This is a genomic window from Armatimonas sp., assembly GCF_964826245.1.
This window is the reverse complement of record NZ_CBAYMC010000308.1, coordinates 1-4,253: the sequence shown is the minus strand read 5'-3', so window position 1 is coordinate 4,253 and position 4,253 is coordinate 1. Positions and strand designations below refer to the sequence as shown.

Here is a 4,253-nt window from a genome sequence, read left to right as displayed (position 1 = left end):
AATCTCTTTGCCGTGGGAAATCTTCTGGAGAGCACGATGTACTCCAATGAGAGCGTCGAGAGCCTAGACTCGTCGCGTGCCCCCGGGGTGCTCCTGCCCAAAGATGAGAACCCGCGTACCAAACAGCTCGCCAGCAAGAGTCGCACGGGACTCGCAGAAGTCGGCACCTATCTCTCGGATGCCCGCTGCGTTGGCTTTAAAGACGCACTTTTCGAGGCGATTATTGATAGATTCTATGCTGATCCGACACTTGTCGCCTACGGCGAAGAAAACCGTGACTGGGGTGGGGCGTTTGGGGTCTACCGTGGCCTGACCGAAGCCTTGCCCTACCACCGCCTCTTCAACTCCCCTATCTCCGAGGCCGCGATTGTGGGCACCTCAGTGGGTTATGCACTCGAAGGAGGCCGCGCACTCGTGGAGCTGATGTACTGCGACTTCATGGGCCGCGCGGGCGATGAGATCTTCAACCAGCTTGCTAAGTGGCAGTCCATGTCGGGTGGGATGCTCAAGATGCCCGTGGTCTTGCGCGTCTCCGTGGGCAGTAAGTACGGCGCCCAGCACTCGCAGGACTGGACGAGCCTTGTGGCACATATTCCAGGCCTGAAAGTGGTCTTCCCTGCCTCGCCTTATGATGCCAAGGGCCTGATGCAGTCTGCCCTCACCGGCACCGACCCCGTGGTGTTCTTTGAGAGCCAGCGCCTCTACAACATCCCCGAGCGCTTCCAGGGCCAATCCGGCGTCCCTGCAACCTCTTATCTCGTCCCCATCGGCGAGCCCGAGGTCAAAAAGCCTGGCAAAGACATCACGATCCTGACTATTGGAGCGACGCTCTACCGCGCTTTGGAAACGGCTCAGCTTCTGGAAGAGAAGTGGGGCCTCTCTGCGGAGGTCATAGATGCCCGCTCGCTTGTCCCCTTTAACTACGCGCCCGTGATCGAGTCCGTCAAAAAGACCGGACGTATTCTGCTGGCCTCCGATGCGTGTGAGCGCGGGAGCTTCTTGCATACGATGGCCTCACACATTGGCCGCGCCGCGTTTTCGTATCTCGATGCGCCCCCCATGGTAGTTGGTGCACGCAACTGGATCACCCCGCCCGATGAAGTAGAAGATGCCTTCTTCCCCTTCCCCGTGGACTTTTTAGACGCAATCCACACCCATCTCCTGCCCCTAGACGGCTACGAGCCCAAGCGCCCCTGCGATGAAGCTGACTTGCTGCGTCGCAACAGCGCTGGAATCTGAAGATGAAGTGGCTGGGGACCCTCAAAACGCTGCTCGCCCCGGTGGACACACGGGGTGAGCAGGAGGAGCTTCGTGCAACTCTACAAGAGACACTGCGTCGCGCAAAAGATAGCCCCAAACGCTTCGATGATCTGTTGCTGATCGTCTTAAAAGAGCGCACTCCGGAAACCGCCTGGGATCGGCACGGCGCTATTGTCCGGCTCCTCACAGAGCATATGCCAATGAATAAAGCCAGCGGAGAGATGTGGACAGATGCAGCAGAGAAACTTCTTATCGCACTTCCCAAGCTCTACGGACGCCCCGTATAAGGCTGAATCAAGGAAATAACCCCATCTGTAGCCAAAGCTGACGAGCGCGACACTGGAAATCAGAGTTGAAGCGAAGCCGCTGAACGGTCACTCTGCCTACGGCTGTTTTGCCTTGAAGCATCCCAATAGAATTATCCCACTCAAAGTGCTCACTCCAAGTATTCTGGCGTGGATGAAAAAGCGAAACTATCTGCTGAGATTCCTCATCCCAGACAGTTGTTACGTTACCTTTGTAGAGATTACAAGACTCACAAGCCAGAGCCAAATTCTCCAAAACATCAAGACCACCAAGACTCTGAGGGCAGATATGCTCCACATCAAAGGCAAAATTAAAGACACGCTCCGGGGCATGTCAGTACTCACAGCGATAACCTGCTCGCAGTGCAACGCGGAGATAGAACTTATTCACGCTTTAACACGCTGGAGTGACTGAGCACGAGCAACAGATGCCTCAAATGCACTTGCTACCAATGCTTCAAGCTCCAGAAGTTCGGCAGGCATTAATGTCTCTCGCCGAGCTTTTAGTTCCTGGAGACGTGTCTGTTGATCCATTGTAAAAAATGCGTCGCTACGGTTGAACGGCCAGATAGTAATAGGCACTGTTGGACCATCAGGACAGCTCAACATCAACGCTTCAAGCGCTTCAAAAGGAGTCTTTCCAAAGCCCTGCTGCTCGCCCACACAGGCACGAAACTGAGCATCTTCCATGATGCATATTTTACCACTCCACAAATACAAACAACGAGAGCCACCGGGAACCTAAGTTCCTGGTGGCTCTCTATCCGGAGTTTTTTGCTCCCGACCTACTCGACTAAAGCAGGCTAGTTGCGTCCGACCCCGGAGGCGGACATGAACAAATCGTTCAAAGTTAGCGCCTCCTTTCATCTGAGATGCTTCTTTATCGCGAGGCGTTAGAGGTTTGCTAAACTACCCTGCAACACGGCTTGAAAGTGAGGCGTTGCTTCCGTCGTCCTCAGGTTGCTTGATCGGTAGGGTGAAGTAAGCAGTGGTTCCCTTACCCAGACCTTCCGACTCGGCCCACATGTCACCGTTGTGCACCTCGACAAAGTTCTTCACGAGAAACGCTCCGATTCCCGTTCCGTTGATGGAGCGGTTGTCGCGGTTGTCCGCGCGGGCGAACTTCTGGCCGAACTTCTGGAGGAACTCCGGGGTCATCCCTAGGCCCTTGTCGGAGATGGCGAACTGCACCGTGTTCTCGTCTTTCATAGTGACCTGCAGGTGCACCGGGCCACCATCCGGGGAGTACTTAAGCGAGTTACCTACTAGGTTGTGAAGGATCTGCTCGAACTTGTCACCGTCTGCCTCGATAATCTCAGGGACATCAGAGGCAATGTCGAAGTTCAGGGTGTGGTTGTCCTTCTTGTAGGTCGAGCCATTGTCAATCATGATCGCTTTTTTGACGAGCTCATGAAGCTCGATATTCTCAAAGTTGGGTAGCATCGAAGCACCCGCCTCGATACGGCTGACATTGAGCAGGTCATCAATCAGGCGCTTCAGGCGATCACACTCTTTATCTACGATGCCATAAAACTCAAGACGATCCTCGTGGGCGAACATCGTGCCGTCTTCGTCCATGAGAAGGGTGGAGATAAAGCCCTTGATCGAGGTCATTGGGGTGCGCAGCTCGTGGGAGACGGTGGAGACGAAGGCGGTCTTGAGCTTATCAATGTTCTTCAGTTCCGTGATATCGCTAAAGATTGCGGCGGTTCCGACCATGTCCCCGTTCTCGTTGCGCACGACGGTGGACTGAATCTGGAAGGTACGGGAGGCATCCTCCGCATCCGTGATGGTGACTTCTTCCTGAATATCGGTCTCATCGGCGAGAGCCTTCACCAGTACCGAGCGGACGATATCATCTTTAACGAGCTGATCGTAGGTGCGCACACCTAGGCTCTCAGTGGGAGCCAAGCCAAAGATGCGCCGCGCCGATGAGTTCATCTGCAAAACGCGCCCGTTACGGCCGATCATCACCAGCCCTGCGGTCAGGGCATCGGTCATCTCGTGGAGCTGCTCTTTTTCCTCAACAACCTTACGGAACGTTGAGGCAGTGTTGATCACCGCAGCGGCGTTGCGCGACATACGATCCAGAAGTTGGACGTCTTCGTCAATAAAGACCCCCCCAAACTTCTTATTGAATACCCAGATCACCCCGATGACCTTGCGATCCACGACGGCATTGGTCTCTTCATCGCGCTTCTCCACGATCAGTGGCACAGAGATCCCGTTGCGAACCCCGATTTTTGCAAAGGCCTTGGAGTCCTCACGAATATCCGTCTCCGTATCATAGAGGATCACAGATTTACTGGAGGAGTAGCAGACTCCTGAGGCCCCTTCGCCTTCCCCAAGACGAAAATCGTCCAGCTGCCCGTCTTCAAAACCGAGAGCAGGCTTACCTGCATAGAGCTCCCGAGTCTCCGGATCGTGGATCATGAAGAGACACTTGCCTCCTTGCACGATCATTGCAATTCGGATCATCAGGCGCTTGAGGGTCTCTTCCAGCTCCGAAAGCTCCGCCGTGGGCTGGGCATTCTCGGTGGCAGTCTGAACCTTCTGGTTAAGCTCACGCACATTGCGTTCGAGCTGAACGACGGCCTGATTTTTCTGATTGAGCTCCGACTCCAAGTTGGCGATCTGAGCTTTGAGGGACTCGACGCTGTCGTCCAGGTTCATCGAGGGCAGGGTCCT

Annotated in this window: 4 protein-coding genes and 1 pseudogene; 2 read left to right on the top strand and 3 right to left on the bottom strand. The window is 54.9% G+C overall.

The features are described 5' to 3' along the window. Together AC1XOS_RS20290 and AC1XOS_RS20285 are read left to right on the top strand one after the other, a co-directional pair. Positions 1–1,239 (top strand): alpha-ketoacid dehydrogenase subunit beta (locus tag AC1XOS_RS20290; protein ID WP_481964032.1); only part of this gene is annotated, 1,239 nt, incomplete at its 5' end. A 2-nt stretch (positions 1,240–1,241) separates the two neighbouring features. Further along, on the top strand, positions 1,242–1,547 hold the full coding sequence (locus AC1XOS_RS20285; protein ID WP_481964031.1) for a hypothetical protein: 306 nt from the start codon (positions 1,242–1,244) through the stop codon (positions 1,545–1,547). Between the two features lie 7 nt (positions 1,548–1,554). Here the strand turns inward: AC1XOS_RS20285 and AC1XOS_RS20280 are convergent. From AC1XOS_RS20280 to AC1XOS_RS20270, 3 genes and pseudogenes are all read right to left on the bottom strand, one after another. After that, positions 1,555–1,878, bottom strand: a pseudogene (locus AC1XOS_RS20280) (HNH endonuclease); the annotation flags it as partial. A 74-nt stretch (positions 1,879–1,952) separates the two neighbouring features. Next, positions 1,953–2,255, bottom strand: a complete 303-nt coding sequence (locus AC1XOS_RS20275; protein WP_481964030.1) for a hypothetical protein — start codon at positions 2,253–2,255, stop codon at positions 1,953–1,955. Between the two features lie 219 nt (positions 2,256–2,474). Then, positions 2,475–4,253 (bottom strand): ATP-binding protein (locus AC1XOS_RS20270; protein WP_481964029.1); only part of this gene is annotated, 1,779 nt, incomplete at its 5' end.